Origin of the sequence: Qipengyuania citrea, assembly GCF_009828015.1 — a bacterium.
Taxonomy (GTDB): Bacteria; Pseudomonadota; Alphaproteobacteria; order Sphingomonadales; family Sphingomonadaceae; genus Qipengyuania; species Qipengyuania citrea.
Genome location: NZ_WTYG01000009.1, coordinates 1 through 18,110, shown reverse-complemented (window position 1 = coordinate 18,110; position 18,110 = coordinate 1). Strand labels below are relative to the sequence as shown.

The window sequence follows — 18,110 nt, the reverse complement described above, 5'->3', positions numbered from 1 at the left end:
AGGGCGCGAAGCGGACATCACGAATGCTGAATTTGAAGAAGCTTGGGCTGCTGGACGCGAGCATCCTATAACCGGTTGTAAGTTCTTGCCGGTAGAGGTGCTACTATGTCCAACTCACTAACATCGATGCAGTCGGACCGTGTTCAGAAGATCGTATTAACAAACGATCGGATGAGCTTGCGCGCGTTTTGGGCAAACACTCAATCCCACGAGCATACTTTCCGCAAAGTCTTGCGTCGGATGGGTTTCGAACAATCCTTCCCAATAGAACTGGCAGGCGGTCACCGGTTCACAAATATAGCCGTAAGTGTGCTCGACTTCCAGCAGGCATCTGGATCGGGACCTCGGCTGCTCATTCCGATAGATCCCCAGTCCCATCCGGACGAGCGCGCGATTGAGGCATCGCTTGCCCGATCCATCGGACTGATGCTCGCGGACGCGGCGATGTACGATCAGATCTGGGTCGATACCTACAGCAAACTCCTGCCCCGGTTTGCAAAGAGGCCGGAAGCTTCCTTGGAGCGGATGGATTTCGCGGAAGGGCCTCATGACGGCCTTATGCTGCATGCCGAGTTTCTTCGGCTCGATCACGATTTTTCGACAACCCGATCGAGGCGGATTGCTTCGGATATCGAAGAGCTGATCGAGGCGATTGACTTCGACCTTCGCGAACATGATCGCAATGTCGCTGCCCTGACAGTTGACGAATCGGGATCTCATCAAAGAAAGATTACAGGTCTTACCGCCCATGTTCTCGAGCTCGCTGGCATCAGCCCGGACGACCTGCCGCTGCTCTTCAATGACGATGGTGATCAACCCTTCACATCGGTCGATGGCTCTCTCCCGTTTTCCGCGGGGCGGTTCTATTGGTTGAGAGGAACGCTCGAGTGCTCGCTCGAATTGCGCGAAAGCCGGTGCTGGATCGATGGCAAAAGGGTCATACTTTCGTACCCTTCCAATCTACCTGCGACAACCCTTTCGTCCTGTGTCGGACGGCCACTATATACCTTGCTACAGATTGAAGGGTTGCAATTCGACGCGACTATAAAAAAGGCCCACGCGGCAAGGGATTGCATTGTAGTTGAGATCGAGATGCCCAAGGATGAATTCCCAGATTAATTCGGTTGAGAAATAAAGAATAAACTCCGTTGACAATCATGCAATACGCGGCCGTTCGATCACGAACAGGTTGAATTCAGCTACGCCTGGTTAGATCCCGGCTGTGAAAAAACGCCGAATTTCTGAAGTTAGACCGTTGCCGGACTGCCCACTGTTGAAATGGGCGTTTCGTGAAAGCATACATTTCCTCACATTAATCGCGGCTGCTCGAGGCAGCAGCGATCAGGCTGTTCGCGGGTGAGGGGGAGACGAGCTCGGACGATGTCTAAAGCAGTGTTCGACACAACTAAAAGCGGCAGTGCCTCCCGCGCCGCTCCGGTTGTGGCCTCCTGCGCGGCTGCCGCATGCCAAATAGATTTGGCTAACGGCATCTTCAGGCATGCGGCCAGAAATCGGAACTGGAAGAGCATGCTGAAACGTTGCGCTTACCGGCGCCGGGCGCGCTCCCTCGATCTCGCATTCGAACGGGCGCTCGACGCGGTCGAAAAATGGATCGGCGAAATGAAGATCAGATAGGCAATAGAAGGCAACATAGCAGTCGCTGCGAGACAGGGCACAAGCAGGCTTTCCGCTAATGCAACGAAATATATCTGAAAAGCTGATCCGTTGTGTCCATATCTCTGTTGAAGGAGGCTGCAATGCGAAAAGTGCGCGAAAAGATCATGGCCCGGGCAATGATCAGCAGAAGCTGTGCGAACTTCCTTTCCGACGTCGATGTCAAGCCGGGGATCGCTCAGTCCGGAGGTGCCTTGAACAAGCATCAGCACCATAAGATAAGGTTTCGGTCCAAGTACGACTGTTGGTCAGAAACGGATATCGTGCTCGAAAAACGGGGCTCGTTATTAGCTGGATCTATGGAGCATGCACGGTTCGCAAAACGAGCAACGCTCGACCTCGAGTACAGGTGGTTTCGCTTCCGTGAAAGCAGGAATGGCTTTTCCATGCTTGCAATCTGGGACAAGGAGCTTCCCGCGACGATCTGTGCTGCGGGCTCCTCGGGGAACTACCGTTTGCTTGAACTGGTAGATTTTTCCGATTTCAAACCCTTGTTCTTCGTGCGTTCGAACCCGGTAGTCCATTCCTTGAAAAATGTTACGAGAATGCGCCGTAACCCCGAGATGCAGAGGTCTGGAGGGGAGCGACGGCGATGTAAAGCTCTTCTCGTTACCATGAAGGATGAATGGTCGAAGAGTTTTTGGGGCTATTGGTCTCCGGAAAAGGGCTACCTATCGACCATGGACGCTCCTTGAGCGAGAGCGAGAGCGCGACGCGAGAACAATTAGTGCATAATTTTATGTAAGTGCCTGAGAATGAATCCGGCAGCCCGATTATTCGTGCAGTTCTTAATCGAATAAGTCGACGTCAGCATGCGATCTGTTGATTTCCATCGATTGCATTTTTCGCAATGAGCGGTTGGTCGCATTGCAGCAGGTTAGATATACCTACACTCGCTAAAACATTACCAGTGGAGAAACGTGGGAACGTCAGGAAATGGGCCTATTGTGTTGAAAAACTCGGCCTGACCCGATCCGCAGCCGATTTTCCGTAATAATGATTCAACGGGAGAAGGCGTCTTGAGGTAATGATGCAGGCATGAGCTCTTATGAGTTTTAATATTTCCCGCCGAAGGTGCCTGCGGAGTTTTTCAACACAATTGGGCCGCTAGCCGTCGGTCCGCTTTTGATTGGCTTACATGTGAAAGCGGCCGACCGCGTTGTAGTGCAAATCTGCGTCATCCCTGTCGGTCACGGTTTTTGACCAAACTACACCCCTGTGAACCACAATGGCTGTAGCTTCGAGGCTAGGATTTTCGACTATCGAGGTCTTTCTGTCGCCAACCTTCAATTACGCTATGGTCTTTCATCAATTCGTGAATTGCGTGTGCAGAGTAAGTCGAGATGCTTACGGTGTTGGCCCTCCTGAAGCTCACGACCCCGGATGTCTTGAGGCGACCATCCTTGGTCCACCGCAATCTTTCCTGGTTCGTAATTTTGAGCGCCTTGCAGATCTCTTTCGGTGTCATGGCCTTCGTTGCAATCGCGTCTAGAGCGCCAGCGATATCGCCAGTGATCGAGTTCAGTGCCTGTTCGTCGATCTGACTTCCGATTGGAAAACGAACGGTATCGACTTCCCATTTGGCGCCCTGAAGCCCGCTCAGGTATTTCCGCAGCGCCGCACGTGCTTCCCTACGCCGCAGCCGGAGAATAGGAGAGAGGTGCAGAAACGCCTTCCAGTCAAGCGTGGCAACATGATGGCTCTCATCTCGCGTGATGCAGGAGAGAAGGTTTTCGTAGCTGACAAGTCGCTTCATCATTCGCTTACCGCAAAGGTCCGTGCACTTTGCCAGCCCCGCCAGCACGAGTTAGAGCCATTCTCATGCCTGCAACGACCATTGATGACCCGCAATCGCCATGCCAGAAGATATGTCGATTGTCGGCAAATGGAAATGTCTGCACGGGCTGTGGCCGAACGCTCGATGAGATTGCAGAGTGGTCCGAAATGTCGCCTGACCAAAGGCGAGCCGTAATCCAGGCTGCTGAGAGGCGGAGAGTCGAGGGCTTCACTCTATGAGCTTGGTTCATTTGATCCTCGGCGGTGCTCGATCGGGCAAGAGCCGCCACGCTCTTTCGATATGCGGCCGCATGCGGGGACCGCACAAGTTCATCGCCACCGCGCAGGCGTATGACGATGAAATGACCGAGCGAATCCGTCAGCACCGTGAAGAACGTGCCAATTTCTGGCACACAATCGAGGCACCGATCGAACTCGCTCGTGCGATTACATCGGTCAACGACGGCACCGTGCTGGTCGATTGCTGCACCTTGTGGCTCTCGAACGTGATGCTGGCCGAACTCGACATCGGCAGGGAAGCGGACGCGCTGGTCGAGAGTATTGCGAGGGCTAAAGCGAATGTCGTGTTGGTCAGCAACGAGGTCGGCTCGGGCATCGTCCCGGAAAATCGCCTCGGCCGCGATTTTCGCGACGAACAGGGACGGCTGAACCAGCGGCTGGCCGAGATTTCCGACACGGTCGAACTCGTGGTCGCTGGGCTGCCCCTTCGTCTCAAGGGTTGAGCCCTCGCGCAAGTCGTGAAAACGCGAGCTTGTCGGCGGGCAAGCCGATGCGGAGGTGATGCGCATCCCCGACGAACCGGCGCACGGCGATGCCTTGCTCAGCAAGTCGCCGCCAGAGCGCATTTGCGTCAGATCCACGGACGAACCGGAAAAGATCGGTTCCGCCACGGTCTTCCAACGCGGAGGTCGCGATAAGGGCGTGCATCTCCTGCATTCGCACGGCAAGGTGTCCGCGCGTAGCGGCCTGCCAGTCATGATCAGCATAGGCTGCCGCACCGATATCCAGCGCAGGGCCCGACACGTCCCATCCGCCGAGGCGATCTTCGATGCTGCTCAAGATCTCTTGCGTAGCAAGCACGGCACCCAACCTCACGCCCGCAAGCCCGAAAAACTTGCCGAAGGATCGCAAGATGATCAGCCCCTTTCGTCCCGCAAGCGGAGCCGCACTTAGCGAGGGATTGAGGTCGGCATAGGCCTCGTCGACGATCAGCCAGCCGCCACGATGAGCGAGTGTAGCGCGCGCTGCCTCGATGGCTTCGACAGTCCAACGATGCCCATCGGGGTTGTTAGGGTTCACGATCACCGCGACATCGGCTTCCCCGGCCAATGCCAAGGGATCGAAATGCGTGACCACCTTCGCCCCCGCCAGTCGCCAGCTTTCTGCATGATCGGCGTAGCTGCGAGCGCGCACGGCGACTCTTTGAGCACGCAGGATCGACGGCAGCTGGCGGATGACGACTTCCGTCCCGGCGACCGCGCGGCAAAAAGACGGATCGCATCGGAACGACTCCGCCATGGTGCTTTCGCAGAATGCGCGGGCCACCTCGCCCGGTAAGCGCTCCCATGCATCGGGTGCGATCGGGGGCAACGGATAAGGATACGGATTGATGCCGGTCGACAGGTCGATCCATGGTAGTGGCGCGCTGGGAAACGCGCGTGCCATCGCGTCGATCCGTCCGCCATGGCCTGACACGAGGCCGAGATCGGTCATGACACGTTGATCCAGCCCAGGAGCGCCAGGATGATCGCCATGGCGATGACTACCCACCGATAAAGAGCCAAGGCGCGGCGGATATCGGCTCCGGATGGGTCTCTTGCTCCCGAATTGAGCCAAGGGTCGTTGCTCGTCGTTTCGCCATAAGTCCGCGGCCCCGACAGTTTGATGCCGAGCGCGCCCGCCATCGCGGACTCCGGCCACCCTGCATTGGGAGAGCGGTGCCTGCCGGCGTCCCGAAACATGACTAGTATAGCCCGGCCCGAACCGGCACATAGCACGAAAAGAATACCCGTCAGGCGTGCAGGGATCAGGTTGGCGAGATCGTCGAGCCGGGCGGCAAGTTTACCGAAAGCTTCGTAGCGCGCATTGCGATGGCCGATCATCGAATCGAGCGTGTTGATCGCCTTGTAGGCAAACAGCCCCGGCAGGCCGAACAGCGCGCCCCAGAACAAAGGTGCTGTAACGCCATCCGACGTGTTCTCGGCCAGGCTCTCGATCGAAGCACGTGCGATGGCGGGCTCGTCCAACTCAGCGGTTGCTCGTCCGACGATCTGACTGAGCGAATCCCGCGCAGCCGCGATCCCTGAAACGTCGAACGCCCTGGCGACATCCGCGACGTGATCGTGCAGCGAGCGCGCAGCGATCATGCTGGAGACGACGAGGGCCATCAGGGCAAGCCCTAGCCATCCGGCTGGCAGAAACAGCTGGATGGCCAGACCGATCAAGCCCGCAAGGACCACCAGAAACAGAGTAACAAGACCGCCCGTCGCGATCCGCGCCGACCTGCTCCATGATTGGCGATTGCCCAGACGTTCTGTCCGTTCGACTAGCCAGCCGAACCAGCGGACAGGATGCCCGATCCGCCTGTCCACCGCGTCGGGCCAGCCGACCATGGCTTCAATTGCGAGACCTGCCAACATGATCCATAGCGCGATCACCGCGCAAGCGCCAGCAAAGCGTCAACGTCGAGGGCCTCCTCGAGCCCTTCGGCTAGTTCGTCCAGCGCTGTGTCGACACCATCTTCGTAATTGAGCGTGCTGCTCCGGCCGCTACGCAATTTCTCAAGCCAGCGCGAACGGAATGCGTCGCTCGCAAACACACCGTGAAGATAGGTGCCGATCAGACGTCCGCCCGCTGCGACCGCGCCATCAAGAACGCCGTCTTCCAAGCGAGAGAAGGGCTTCTCCAGCGCAGGCCCCTGCGAAAGACCGGTATGAATCTCGTAACCTGTCACCGCGTCATCATCGGCAATTGTAGTCCCGCTGATGGGGCGGAGCACTTTCTTGCGGGTCATCACCGTCGTCATGTCGAACAGGCCCAGACCATCCGCAGTCCCTGCCAATCCATCCGCGGCGTCAGCATCCTCGATCCGATTGCCCAGCATCTGGAAGCCACCGCACAGGCCGACGATGTGCGCGCCTGTGCGCCAGGCGGCGATGATGTCGTAGTCCCACCCCTCGTTCCGCAGCATTGCCAAGTCGGCCAAGGTCGATTTGGTGCCTGCGAGGATGACTGCATCGGCCTCGCGCGGAATGGGCTGGCCGGGAGGAATGAAGCGGACCTCTACATCCGGCTCGGCACGAAGCGGATCGAGATCGTCGAAATTGCTGATCCGCGAAAGCATTGGCACGGCAATCAAAATGGCCCCGTCTTTCGGTTTCGCTTGTCCCAGCACCACAGCGTCTTCAGCGGGCAGCCGCGCAGCACAGGCCAGCCACGGCACGATGCCGAAATTACGCCAGCCGGTGCGGTCTTCGATGAAACGCACGCCATCTTCGAACAGGGCCTGGTCGCCTCGGAAGCGGTTGATGGCGAAGCCTGCGATCATCTCGGCATCCTCGGTGTCGATTACGGCTCGGGTGCCGACGAGCGATGCGATAATCCCGCCGCGATCGATGTCACCAACGAGCACTACGGGAACATCGGTCGCGCGCGCAAAGCCCATATTGGCGATGTCGCCCTTGCGCAGGTTTACCTCCGTCGGGCTGCCGGCGCCCTCGACGATAACGAGATCGTGCGCCGATCTCAGCCGATCGAATGCCTCGATCACGATGGGAAGCAGACTTCCCCGATTTGCCATATACGCTGCTGCTTCTTCACTGCGCAGCGCCTTACCGTTCAGGACGACCTGCGCGCGCCGGTCGCCTTCGGGCTTGAGGAGCAAGGGGTTCATGTCGGTCGACGGCTGCAGCCCCGCAGCGCGAGCCTGGAGCGCCTGCGCTCGACCGATTTCGCCTCCACCCGGACAGGCGGCAGCATTGTTCGACATATTCTGCGGCTTGAAGGGTGCCGCGTCGATCCCGCGTCGCCGAGCGATCCGGCAAAGCCCCGCAACCAGCAGCGATTTGCCAACGTCCGAGCCGGTGCCCTGCAGCATGATCGCGCGACCGGTCATCCTGCGTTATGCGGGGCCCAGGATGTCGAGCCGGAAACTTGCGCCATTGCGGGAAATCTCCGCCTGGATTCCGAACACGCGCCGCAGACGCTCGCTGGTAAAGGTGTCTTCTGGCGTCCCATCCGCCACAATCCGCCCTTCGTGCATCCAAAGGACGCGGTTGGCGTAACGCAGCGCGAGATCGAGATCATGGACGACCGTAAGCACTCCGTGCCCGCCCTGAGCCATCGAGGCAAACAACCGCATGGTCTGGTGCTGGTAACGCGGATCGAGCGCGGCGACCGGCTCGTCGGCAATGACCAGCGGAGTCTCGGCAGCGAGCGCACGCGCGAGATGCACACGGGCCAATTCACCGCCCGATAGGGTATCGGCTGCCCGCTCTTCGAAACCGTCCAGCTGGCAGGCCCCGATCGCGTGAGAAACCGCCGCCTCATCGCCCGCTGACAGCCGCCCCAAAGCTGCGCCATAGGCGAACCGCCCGAGCGAAACGACGTCGCGAACCGGTTGCGGCCAGACCAGCGGTCGGGCCTGCGGCAGGTAGGCGATCTTGCGCGCCCGCTCGACCGGCGAAAGCCGAGCGACCGGCTCGCCATCGATTGACGCCGAACCGGCTTCTGCTTGGAGAAGGCCGAGCGCGAGGCGCAGCAGAGTCGTCTTGCCCGACCCGTTGGGGCCGATCAGCGCGGTGAGTTCCCCTGGTTCCAGCGAAAAACCAGCATCGACGACCAGTGGCTTGCCGTCCACCGCGTAGCTCAGACCGCTCGCTTGCAGAATGCTCATGCCAGCCTCCGTCGCGCAGCGATCCAGATGAATACCGGTGCACCGAGCAGTGACGCGACCACGCCCAGCTTGAGCTCGCTATCGGTCGGCAGAACCCGCACGCCGATGTCCGCCAGCATAAGGATCAGAGCGCCGAGCATAGCCGATGGCACCAGCAGCCGTGCCGGATCGTAGCGCAGGAAAGGCCGCACCAGATGCGGCGCCACGATCCCGACAAAGCCGATCGCACCAGCAAGCGCCACAGCGGCACCTGTCGCCAGGCCGGCGCCGATGATGACCGCCAGCCGTTGCCGCCTGAGGTCCAGTCCCATTCCTTCGGCCGCCTCGTCTCCCAAGGCGAGCGCGGACAGGCCTCGGCGCGATGCAAGAAGCACCACCACCCCGATCGCCATGAAGGGCAGCGCGAAGATCAGGTCGTCGAAGCTCCGATTGTCCACCGTGCCGAGCATCCAGTTGACCATGTCGGCAAGGCTGAACGGGTTGGGCGCGAGGTTCATCAGCAGCGCCATGATCGCCGCCGAGAAACTCGAAAGGCCGACACCAATCAGGATCAGTGTGACCACGGAGCGTGTGCGGATCGCGGCCAGCGCGACTAGCAACGTCGCGATCAGGGCGCCCGCGACCGCAGCCAATGGCAAGACGAGCGGGCCTGCAGTCGCGAGGCCGAAATAAAGCACGAAAGTCGCGAAGAGCGCAGCGGTGGCCGAAACACCGAGGATCCCGGGCTCTGCCAGCGGATTGCGCAGCAGGCCCTGAAGAGCCGCCCCGCTCATTCCAAGGGCCGCGCCGACGAATGCGGCAGCGAGCGCACGAGGCAAGCGGATTTGCCAGACCACCAGCTCGTCACCCTGACTTGATTGAAATGCGAGAGCAGCCAGCACGCGGTCGAGCGGCAAGGGCACCGATCCAAGCGCCACCGAAAGGACCAACGCACCCGCCAGACCTACAAGCAGGATGGACACCACCCGATTCATCGCGTGTTCTCCCCCGCTGTCGCCAGCGCTTCGACCGCGTCTAGCAAGAACCAACCGCCGCACGAGGTCCACGAACCTTCGAGCGCTACCACCGGCAATTCGCGCAGTTGCGCCCGCGCCACCGGATGACGCGCCGCGCTCCAGTTATCGACGTGGTTGGTCTTGCTTTCGAAAAAGGCTGCCGCGATCAGGTCGGGCCGCTCGTAGGCGAGGCGTTCGAGCGGAAGCGGATTCCAGCCGGGACGGTCCTGGAAATTCCTGAGGCCGGCCGCGACAAACAGTTCATGCACGAGTGTTCCTTCTCCAGCCGTCACACCAGCGGGTGTCATGTAGAGGACTTCGCGAGGAGGGCCGGGCCGATCGGCGAGCACCTTCAGTCGCCGTTCCATCTCGGCGACGAGCGCTACGGCCTCATCCGGCTTGCCGAGTTCGGTTCCCACCCGCAGCACTTCACCCCGCACTTCTGTGATCGATTGGGGGAAGCCGATCTGCACGACCGGCACGCCCGGCTCCTGCATGAAGTCAGCGATATCGTGTCCGCCACCATAGGTTCGCACAACCATGTCGGGCTGCAGCGCCAGAACATCCGCAGCGCGCGGACGGACCGTGGGAATCCCTGCCGCCTCCGCCCGCATGTAGGAGAAGCGCTTCCTCGCATCGGGCGACAGCGCGAGGATATCCTCGCGATCCGCAAATTTCAGAACATACTGGTCGGCGCAGTAGTCGAGGCTGACGATCCGTCGCGGTGCGTCCGCTCCCCGCTCCGCCACCTGCGAACAGGCACAGAGCAAAAGGCACACCAGCGCCGCGAGGATCGTCCGAACCATCGGTTACATCCGGTAGCGCACGCCGCCGAACACCGCACGACCAGGTTGGCCGTAGCGGAAGATCGTTTCATACTGCTCGTCGAACAGGTTCTCGATCCGACCGAAAATTTCGATCTGCTCGGTAATGCCAAAGCTCGCCCGGATATCGGTCACCACATAGCCATCGAGGCGAGTGGTGTTCGTGGCATTGTCGAAGCTGTCGCCCGCCACGAACACGGTGGCACCGATGCCGATGCCGTTCTCCATGCGGTAGTCCGCGACCAGACTGATCGTATCTTCGGCGCGGCGCGGTAGGCGATTTCCGTTCACGTCATTGCGTGCGTCGATCGTGGTGTAGTTAAGCGCGACATCGAAGCCATCGACCGGACGGACTGCGAGCCCGAACTCCCACCCTTCGGCGCTTGCAAGCGCGATATTGTCGTATGTCCCGAAAGGGCGTGGATTGGCGGGATCCTGACAGGCAGGGATGGGGTTGCCAGTGCAGCCGACGAAGGCGATGAGGTTCTCGGCATCGCGTTCGAAATAGGTGACGCCCACCTGCGCCCGCCCATCGAGGAAACTGTGCGTGATGCCAACGTCCCAGCTTTCCGATTCTTCGGGTTCGAGCGCGGTGTTCCCGAAGTCGCTGAACAGCTGAAACAGCGCAGGTGCCTTGAAACCTTCACCGTAGCTACCGCGCAGCACGGTATCGCCGCCGTTGGGCGAATAGGCACCGCTGGCAGCGAAGGTCGTGTTGTTGCCGTAGGTTTCATGATCGTCGTAGCGCACGCCGCCAGTCAGCGAGAGCCCCTGGTAGGGGGTTAGGTTGAGCTGTCCGTAGGCAGAGTTGATCCACACCTTGTCGCCGATAGCGGGCGCGCCGAAGCTGGAGCTGAGATATTCCGATTCCTCGCGCTCGGCACCGAAGACCAGCTCTGCAATCTCGGCTGCGTCGAACACGCCCTGATACTCGTAACGCACGTTCTCGCCGAAGGCGTCGAAGGTCTCGGAATCCGTGTCGAAGCTGAAATTGCTGCGGTCGATCCGGGTGTAGGCGATACCCAGCCGATTGCGCAAACGCCCGTCCAGGAAGTTCGCGTTGATGCCCGCATAGCCGACCAGATCTTCCCGATAGGAAACCTCGTTGGTGTCCCCCAGGCCGGTAGCGGTGAAGCCGTCGATCTCGACCTCGCTGTCGGCATAGAAACCTCGCAGATCGATCGAGAAATTCTCACCCAACGCAATATCGAGCTTGGCGTTGGCGCCCAGGCTTTCAAACCCGTCCGGCTCGGTGCCGCCGCGCGCCTCGCTGAAAGCAGAGATGCCGTCCGTGCGGTAGTAATTGCCGCCGACGCTTAGGCCGACTGGGCCAAACTTGCCTGACACGTTGCCGACGAGTTCCGCAGTATCGCGTTCACCGTATTCGGCGCGTGCGAACACACCAAGGTCCTCGGTCGGTTCGCGGGTGATCAGGTTCACCACGCCGCCGATTGCTTGGCTGCCGTAAAGAACGCTCTGCGAACCACGCACCACTTCGACCCGCGCGATGTTGCCTGTCAGGGCAGGACCGAAGTTGAAGCCGCCCCCGGTCGAAGAGGGGTCGTTGAGCTTGACGCCGTCGATCAGCACGACGGTCTGGTCGCTCTCCGCACCGCGGATAGAAACACCGGTGTTGGTTCCGATCCCGCCATTGCGGTTGAAGGTGACGCCGGGGACCGTGCGCAAGATGTCGAGCACTTCGCTCGGCTGGCGGTTCACGATCTCCTCTTCCTCGACCAGCGTTACCGACTCGCCGACTTGGCTGATCGCACGTTCGGTGCGGTTGGCCGTGACCACGATCGTTTCGGAGATCACTTCCTCGTCTTCGGGAAGATCGACGCCTTGCGCGAACGCGCCGGTCGAACACAGAGCCACGGCCGATGCCGCGACGGACAAATAGAATGCGGTTTTCATTGCAATATCCAAAGCCAGCCCATGCGGAGGCCCCGGTGCCCGCATGGTCAACTCGACAGATGGCCCGCCGCTGCTCGAAGTGAGCCGCGACACCGGAAACCGGCCTGGCTGTCGTTACTTCGGAAAAGAACTTTCCTGTCCCACTGGGCTGGACCCGGCCCCGGACGAACGACGCGACGGCAGGTCTCCTGGCTTGCCGATCAACGCCTTCGAACCGTCTTCCCGGCGCCACCCAGTGCAGGGCTTGGCCAGTGACGTGTTGGTTCGGGGCTCCTGGCTCACAGTTGCGGGCACAGCGCCGGTATCGCACCGGCTTCCCTCTTAGCTCCAAGCGATTTCGCACCTGCAGCACCGTCTGTCCGCGCCAATGCTCGCCTCGTCCGTTGCTGTCAATCCTTGCCTGCTAGAAGTCGATGCCCTGCTGCGCGCGGATACCGGCGTGGTAGGCGTGCTTGATTTCGGCCATCTCGGTGACGGTGTCGGCATAATCGATCAGTTCGGGCTTAGCGTCCCGCCCGGTAAGGATGATCCGGGTATCACCCCTGCGTTCCAGCGCCTCGATCACTGCCGCGGACGTCAGGTATTCGTAGCGCAACGCGATATTGATTTCGTCGAGCACGACCAAGGCGTAGTCGCCGCTCGCGATCAACTCACCGGCCTTGGCCAATGCCGTTTCCGCGGCTTCGATATCGCGATCCCTGTCCTGCGTATCCCATGTGAAACCGTCGCCCATGACGTGCCAGTCCACCAAATCCGGGAAGCGCGAGAAAAACTTCTTCTCGCCCGTCTTCCACTTGCCCTTGATGAATTGCACCACGGCAACCTTCTGTCCCCAGCCCAGCGCGCGGGCGATGACCCCGAAGGCCGAGCTCGACTTGCCCTTCCCATCGCCGGTGTGGACCAGCACGAGGCCGCGTTCTGGATCCTTGAGCTCCCGGCGCCGCTTCGCTTGCGCGGCCTGCAGCTCCTTCATCTTCTCCTTGTGTGTATCGCTGTCGGTCTCGCTCATACGCCCCCTCTTGGTTCAACGGTGAGGAACTGGCCGAAGCCGAGTTCGAGTTCAAATGGGTTAGGTCGGCCGAGGGCCGCGGCGACGCAACGGACGACGCCGAGATGCGTGATGGCAAGGATATGTCCCTCGATCCTCGCGGAATCGAGCAGATATGTGCGAACCCGCTCAGCCATTTGCGCGACACTCTCCCCTCCGTGCGGGCGAGCGCCTTCGATATCTTCTGCCCACTCATCGATCTCGTGACGAGGAATATCGTCCCACGCCTGCATTTCCCAGTTCCCGAAATCGATCTCCATCAGTCTCGGGTCGGCGTGGACGGGAAGGTCGAAATGCGCGGACAACTGCTCCGCCACCGCAGTGCATCGGATCAGTGGGCTGCTGTCGATCCGTGCAAAGCGGCTGGGCAACGCGGCCACCAGTGCATGAAGGTCTTTCTGGTCAAAGGCTTTGGCGGGAACGTCCGACTGGCCGTAGCAAACGCCCGCTTCGATCTGCGGCTTGCCATGGCGGAGCAGGATCAGAGCCATGCGAGGGTGCCAAGATAGAAGCCGACTTCGCTGATCTGCTGCACCGCGCCGAGGCAATCGCCAGTATAGCCGCCAAGCTTGCGCTCGAAGAGCAGCCGCGTCGAGATATGGCCGATGGCAAGGCCGGCCAAGCCGCATAGCGCTGCGCCGGGCCCAAGAATGGTCGCACCGATTGCGACCGCAGCGATCCCGGTGAGCGTCGCCACCACCAGCGGCGCTGCTCCGATCCCCTTCGCAACCGGCTTGGCGATCCCCTCGGCACGTGCGTAACGACTTGTCGCGATCACGATCACTGCCGACAGGCGCGAGGCTCCGTGCGCCACGGGCAGGGCGGCGAGTGCGACCATGAAAGGGAGTTGCGCCAGTGCCGCGATCTTGAGCAGCAGAACTATCAACAGCGCTGCGGCTCCGAATGTGCCGAGCCGGCTGTCGCGCATGATCTCCATCATCCGCTCAGACGTTGTCGCGCCTTGCCCATCAAACAGGTCCGCCAGGCCATCCTCGTGAAATGCACCGGTTGCCAGCAAGGTAGCCGCAGTGCCGAAGATCGCTGCGATGAAGGCCCCGCCGATCGCCCAGCCGAGCGCGAAAGCGGCAGCGCCGATTACGCCGATCAACACGCCGACCAGCGGATAGAAGCCGGGCGCGGCCTCGAAATCGCTCTCGTCGAGCTGCGCCGCGGGCAAAGGAAGTCGCGTTAGGAACACCCACGCGGCCAAAGCGGCGGCGAATGGACGCTTCATGAAATCGGGGGAGCGCCGGACACCCCTGCCTGAGAAAAGCTTGCCATGCCGAAAAGCGAGAGCGCGGCGTGAATAATCGGCACGGCCAACAACGCGCCGGTCCCTTCGCCCAGCCGCATGTCGAGGTCGAGCAGTGGTTCGGCTTCTAGCCAGTCGAGCAGCGTCCGATGGCCGTGTTCTGCCGAGCGATGCGCATAGACAAAGGCCCGTTCACAGTCTGGCTCGATCGCCCGCGCAAGCGCGGCGGCAGCGGTCGCTATAAAGCCATCGACCACCACAAGTTTATTCGATGTCCCGGCGCCAACCATTGCACCCGCCATCGTGCCGATCTCGAAGCCGCCGAGGTCGGCCAGCGCTTCAATCGGCGCAAGCGCTCCAGTCCGCGCAGCTGCGCGTTCGAGAACATCTTGCTTGTGGGAGAGAGCGGTATCGTCGAGGCCCGTCCCTCGCCCGACGAGTTCGGCCACGGAAATGCCGCTCAGCTTGTGCGCAAGCAGGGCTGCAGCGGAAGTGTTCGCGATGCCCATCTCGCCGAAACAGACGATCTTGCTTTCAATACCGCATGCGAAATGTCGCCCTTGCGCAATCGCCTTCCTTGCCGTCTCGGGCGACATCGCAGGCCCTGTCGAACTGTCGGCCGTTCCCCCTCCCAACGACAGATCGATAAGCCCATCACGTCGGCGCGGCGGATGCGCGATTCCGCAGTCAACGACGGTCACCGGTATGTCGAATTGCGCCGCGATGACATTCGCAGCGGCTCCGCCTGCAAGGAAGTTGGCGACCATTTGGCCGGTAACCTCCTGCGGGAACGCGGACACACGCTGTGCGGCAATCCCATGATCAGCTGCGAAAATGGTCAACGATGCCGAAGCATTCGACGGAGTCATGTCGCCAAGGATCGCAGCAGCCTGAACTGCAAGGTTCTCGAGCCTTCCCAATGACCCTATCGGCTTAGTCTTGTCGTCGATCAGGCGCTGGAAGTCGGCTCGGGTCATACGATGCGCGTTTAGCGAATACAGAATGACTTTGGAACGGCATGACAAAGCCATACGCATCGAGCGCTTGTGGAGGTCCATTGGCAAGGGCAGGGCCATTTTGCGAGCCCGAGCAGTGTCGCCACAGTGGCGTGTTGAGCAAACGGCAGCTTTCAAGTCGCGAGGCGAACCATGCTAATGACCGAAATGAGGGCGCGAAGCGGACATCACGAATGCTGAATTTGAAGAAGCTTGGGCTGCTGGACGCGAGCATCCTATAACCGGTTGTAAGTTCTTGCCGGTAGAGGTGCTACTATGTCCAACTCACTAACATCGATGCAGTCGGACCGTGTTCAGAAGATCGTATTAACAAACGATCGGATGAGCTTGCGCGCGTTTTGGGCAAACACTCAATCCCACGAGCATACTTTCCGCAAAGTCTTGCGTCGGATGGGTTTCGAACAATCCTTCCCAATAGAACTGGCAGGCGGTCACCGGTTCACAAATATAGCCGTAAGTGTGCTCGACTTCCAGCAGGCATCTGGATCGGGACCTCGGCTGCTCATTCCGATAGATCCCCAGTCCCATCCGGACGAGCGCGCGATTGAGGCATCGCTTGCCCGATCCATCGGACTGATGCTCGCGGACGCGGCGATGTACGATCAGATCTGGGTCGATACCTACAGCAAACTCCTGCCCCGGTTTGCAAAGAGGCCGGAAGCTTCCTTGGAGCGGATGGATTTCGCGGAAGGGCCTCATGACGGCCTTATGCTGCATGCCGAGTTTCTTCGGCTCGATCACGATTTTTCGACAACCCGATCGAGGCGGATTGCTTCGGATATCGAAGAGCTGATCGAGGCGATTGACTTCGACCTTCGCGAACATGATCGCAATGTCGCTGCCCTGACAGTTGACGAATCGGGATCTCATCAAAGAAAGATTACAGGTCTTACCGCCCATGTTCTCGAGCTCGCTGGCATCAGCCCGGACGACCTGCCGCTGCTCTTCAATGACGATGGTGATCAACCCTTCACATCGGTCGATGGCTCTCTCCCGTTTTCCGCGGGGCGGTTCTATTGGTTGAGAGGAACGCTCGAGTGCTCGCTCGAATTGCGCGAAAGCCGGTGCTGGATCGATGGCAAAAGGGTCATACTTTCGTACCCTTCCAATCTACCTGCGACAACCCTTTCGTCCTGTGTCGGACGGCCACTATATACCTTGCTACAGATTGAAGGGTTGCAATTCGACGCGACTATAAAAAAGGCCCACGCGGCAAGGGATTGCATTGTAGTTGAGATCGAGATGCCCAAGGATGAATTCCCAGATTAATTCGGTTGAGAAATAAAGAATAAACTCCGTTGACAATCATGCAATACGCGGCCGTTCGATCACGAACAGGTTGAATTCAGCTACGCCTGGTTAGATCCCGGCTGTGAAAAAACGCCGAATTTCTGAAGTTAGACCGTTGCCGGACTGCCCACTGTTGAAATGGGCGTTTCGTGAAAGCATACATTTCCTCACATTAATCGCGGCTGCTCGAGGCAGCAGCGATCAGGCTGTTCGCGGGTGAGGGGGAGACGAGCTCGGACGATGTCTAAAGCAGTGTTCGACACAACTAAAAGCGGCAGTGCCTCCCGCGCCGCTCCGGTTGTGGCCTCCTGCGCGGCTGCCGCATGCCAAATAGATTTGGCTAACGGCATCTTCAGGCATGCGGCCAGAAATCGGAACTGGAAGAGCATGCTGAAACGTTGCGCTTACCGGCGCCGGGCGCGCTCCCTCGATCTCGCATTCGAACGGGCGCTCGACGCGGTCGAAAAATGGATCGGCGAAATGAAGATCAGATAGGCAATAGAAGGCAACATAGCAGTCGCTGCGAGACAGGGCACAAGCAGGCTTTCCGCTAATGCAACGAAATATATCTGAAAAGCTGATCCGTTGTGTCCATATCTCTGTTGAAGGAGGCTGCAATGCGAAAAGTGCGCGAAAAGATCATGGCCCGGGCAATGATCAGCAGAAGCTGTGCGAACTTCCTTTCCGACGTCGATGTCAAGCCGGGGATCGCTCAGTCCGGAGGTGCCTTGAACAAGCATCAGCACCATAAGATAAGGTTTCGGTCCAAGTACGACTGTTGGTCAGAAACGGATATCGTGCTCGAAAAACGGGGCTCGTTATTAGCTGGATCTATGGAGCATGCACGGTTCGCAAAACGAGCAACGCTCGACCTCGAGTACAGGTGGTTTCGCTTCCGTGAAAGCAGGAATGGCTTTTCCATGCTTGCAATCTGGGACAAGGAGCTTCCCGCGACGATCTGTGCTGCGGGCTCCTCGGGGAACTACCGTTTGCTTGAACTGGTAGATTTTTCCGATTTCAAACCCTTGTTCTTCGTGCGTTCGAACCCGGTAGTCCATTCCTTGAAAAATGTTACGAGAATGCGCCGTAACCCCGAGATGCAGAGGTCTGGAGGGGAGCGACGGCGATGTAAAGCTCTTCTCGTTACCATGAAGGATGAATGGTCGAAGAGTTTTTGGGGCTATTGGTCTCCGGAAAAGGGCTACCTATCGACCATGGACGCTCCTTGAGCGAGAGCGAGAGCGCGACGCGAGAACAATTAGTGCATAATTTTATGTAAGTGCCTGAGAATGAATCCGGCAGCCCGATTATTCGTGCAGTTCTTAATCGAATAAGTCGACGTCAGCATGCGATCTGTTGATTTCCATCGATTGCATTTTTCGCAATGAGCGGTTGGTCGCATTGCA

The 18,110-nt window shown here is 59.6% G+C and carries 20 protein-coding genes and 1 riboswitch; of the genes, 8 read left to right on the top strand and 12 right to left on the bottom strand.

What is annotated here, in order from left to right; all coding sequences use genetic code 11:
- Positions 1 to 105 precede the first annotated feature (105 nt).
- From GRI55_RS14330 to GRI55_RS14320, 3 genes are all read left to right on the top strand, one after another.
- Positions 106 to 1,119: a hypothetical protein gene (locus tag GRI55_RS14330; RefSeq protein WP_156494035.1), complete on the top strand. Its 1,014-nt coding sequence runs from the start codon at positions 106 to 108 to the stop codon at positions 1,117 to 1,119.
- A 261-nt stretch (positions 1,120 to 1,380) separates the two neighbouring features.
- A complete protein-coding gene (locus GRI55_RS14325) occupies positions 1,381 to 1,635 on the top strand; it encodes a hypothetical protein (protein ID WP_156494036.1) in 255 nt (84 codons plus the stop codon).
- Positions 1,636 to 1,757: 122 nt separating this feature from the next.
- Positions 1,758 to 2,369, top strand: a complete 612-nt coding sequence (locus GRI55_RS14320; protein WP_063510799.1) for a hypothetical protein — start codon at positions 1,758 to 1,760, stop codon at positions 2,367 to 2,369.
- 551 nt (positions 2,370 to 2,920) lie between these two features.
- Here GRI55_RS14320 and GRI55_RS14315 read toward each other — a convergent pair.
- Positions 2,921 to 3,430: a hypothetical protein gene (locus tag GRI55_RS14315; RefSeq protein ID WP_237452574.1), complete on the bottom strand. Its 510-nt coding sequence runs from the start codon at positions 3,428 to 3,430 to the stop codon at positions 2,921 to 2,923.
- 65 nt (positions 3,431 to 3,495) lie between these two features.
- Here GRI55_RS14315 and GRI55_RS14310 point away from each other — a divergent pair, with 65 nt between their 5' ends.
- Both GRI55_RS14310 and cobU read left to right on the top strand, forming a co-directional pair.
- On the top strand, positions 3,496 to 3,690 hold the full coding sequence (locus GRI55_RS14310) for a DUF1289 domain-containing protein (RefSeq protein WP_082837365.1): 195 nt from the start codon (positions 3,496 to 3,498) through the stop codon (positions 3,688 to 3,690).
- Entirely contained in the window at positions 3,687 to 4,193 is a 507-nt protein-coding gene (gene cobU / locus GRI55_RS14305; protein WP_160767607.1) for a bifunctional adenosylcobinamide kinase/adenosylcobinamide-phosphate guanylyltransferase, read from the top strand. Before GRI55_RS14310 ends, cobU begins: the two co-directional genes overlap by 4 nt.
- Here cobU and cobD read toward each other — a convergent pair.
- From cobD to cobT, 11 genes are all read right to left on the bottom strand, one after another.
- Positions 4,183 to 5,184, bottom strand: coding sequence for a threonine-phosphate decarboxylase CobD (gene cobD, locus GRI55_RS14300; protein WP_160767606.1), 1,002 nt, complete (start codon positions 5,182 to 5,184; stop codon positions 4,183 to 4,185). The genes cobU and cobD overlap by 11 nt on opposite strands.
- Positions 5,181 to 6,128 (bottom strand): adenosylcobinamide-phosphate synthase CbiB, encoded by a 948-nt coding sequence (gene cbiB / locus GRI55_RS14295; RefSeq protein WP_160767605.1) that lies wholly within the window; start codon positions 6,126 to 6,128, stop codon positions 5,181 to 5,183. The genes cobD and cbiB overlap by 4 nt, the downstream gene beginning before the upstream one ends.
- Positions 6,125 to 7,567, bottom strand: coding sequence for a cobyric acid synthase (locus GRI55_RS14290; RefSeq protein ID WP_237452573.1), 1,443 nt, complete (start codon positions 7,565 to 7,567; stop codon positions 6,125 to 6,127). Before GRI55_RS14290 ends, cbiB begins: the two co-directional genes overlap by 4 nt.
- Positions 7,568 to 7,591: 24 nt before the next feature.
- Positions 7,592 to 8,365, bottom strand: a complete 774-nt coding sequence (locus tag GRI55_RS14285) for an ABC transporter ATP-binding protein (protein ID WP_008603665.1) — start codon at positions 8,363 to 8,365, stop codon at positions 7,592 to 7,594.
- A complete protein-coding gene (locus tag GRI55_RS14280; RefSeq protein ID WP_008603666.1) occupies positions 8,362 to 9,339 on the bottom strand; it encodes a FecCD family ABC transporter permease in 978 nt (325 codons plus the stop codon). Before GRI55_RS14280 ends, GRI55_RS14285 begins: the two co-directional genes overlap by 4 nt.
- On the bottom strand, positions 9,336 to 10,166 hold the full coding sequence (locus GRI55_RS14275) for an ABC transporter substrate-binding protein (protein ID WP_160767603.1): 831 nt from the start codon (positions 10,164 to 10,166) through the stop codon (positions 9,336 to 9,338). Before GRI55_RS14275 ends, GRI55_RS14280 begins: the two co-directional genes overlap by 4 nt.
- Before the next feature lie 3 nt (positions 10,167 to 10,169).
- Entirely contained in the window at positions 10,170 to 12,098 is a 1,929-nt protein-coding gene (locus GRI55_RS14270) for a TonB-dependent receptor plug domain-containing protein (protein ID WP_160767602.1), read from the bottom strand.
- A 161-nt stretch (positions 12,099 to 12,259) separates the two neighbouring features.
- Positions 12,260 to 12,469: riboswitch (cobalamin riboswitch) on the bottom strand.
- 32 nt (positions 12,470 to 12,501) lie between these two features.
- The gene (gene cobO, locus GRI55_RS14265) at positions 12,502 to 13,107 is read right to left on the bottom strand and encodes a cob(I)yrinic acid a,c-diamide adenosyltransferase (protein ID WP_160767601.1); all 606 of its coding nucleotides are present in this window, start codon (positions 13,105 to 13,107) and stop codon (positions 12,502 to 12,504) included.
- The gene (gene cobC, locus GRI55_RS14260) at positions 13,104 to 13,637 is read right to left on the bottom strand and encodes an alpha-ribazole phosphatase family protein (RefSeq protein ID WP_160767600.1); all 534 of its coding nucleotides are present in this window, start codon (positions 13,635 to 13,637) and stop codon (positions 13,104 to 13,106) included. Before cobC ends, cobO begins: the two co-directional genes overlap by 4 nt.
- A complete protein-coding gene (cobS, locus tag GRI55_RS14255) occupies positions 13,628 to 14,380 on the bottom strand; it encodes an adenosylcobinamide-GDP ribazoletransferase (RefSeq protein WP_160767599.1) in 753 nt (250 codons plus the stop codon). The genes cobC and cobS overlap by 10 nt, the downstream gene beginning before the upstream one ends.
- The gene (gene cobT / locus GRI55_RS14250; protein WP_237452571.1) at positions 14,377 to 15,474 is read right to left on the bottom strand and encodes a nicotinate-nucleotide--dimethylbenzimidazole phosphoribosyltransferase; all 1,098 of its coding nucleotides are present in this window, start codon (positions 15,472 to 15,474) and stop codon (positions 14,377 to 14,379) included. Before cobT ends, cobS begins: the two co-directional genes overlap by 4 nt.
- Before the next feature lie 195 nt (positions 15,475 to 15,669).
- Here cobT and GRI55_RS14245 point away from each other — a divergent pair, with 195 nt between their 5' ends.
- The 3 genes from GRI55_RS14245 (at position 15,670) to GRI55_RS14235 (ending at position 17,933) form a co-directional block, all read left to right on the top strand.
- Entirely contained in the window at positions 15,670 to 16,683 is a 1,014-nt protein-coding gene (locus GRI55_RS14245; protein ID WP_156494035.1) for a hypothetical protein, read from the top strand.
- A gap of 261 nt (positions 16,684 to 16,944) precedes the next feature.
- Positions 16,945 to 17,199 carry a hypothetical protein gene (locus GRI55_RS14240; protein ID WP_156494036.1) on the top strand — a complete coding sequence of 85 codons (255 nt, stop codon included), beginning with the start codon at positions 16,945 to 16,947 and terminating at the stop codon, positions 17,197 to 17,199.
- A 122-nt stretch (positions 17,200 to 17,321) separates the two neighbouring features.
- Positions 17,322 to 17,933 carry a hypothetical protein gene (locus GRI55_RS14235; protein WP_063510799.1) on the top strand — a complete coding sequence of 204 codons (612 nt, stop codon included), beginning with the start codon at positions 17,322 to 17,324 and terminating at the stop codon, positions 17,931 to 17,933.
- The last annotated feature ends 177 nt before the right edge of the window (positions 17,934 to 18,110 follow it).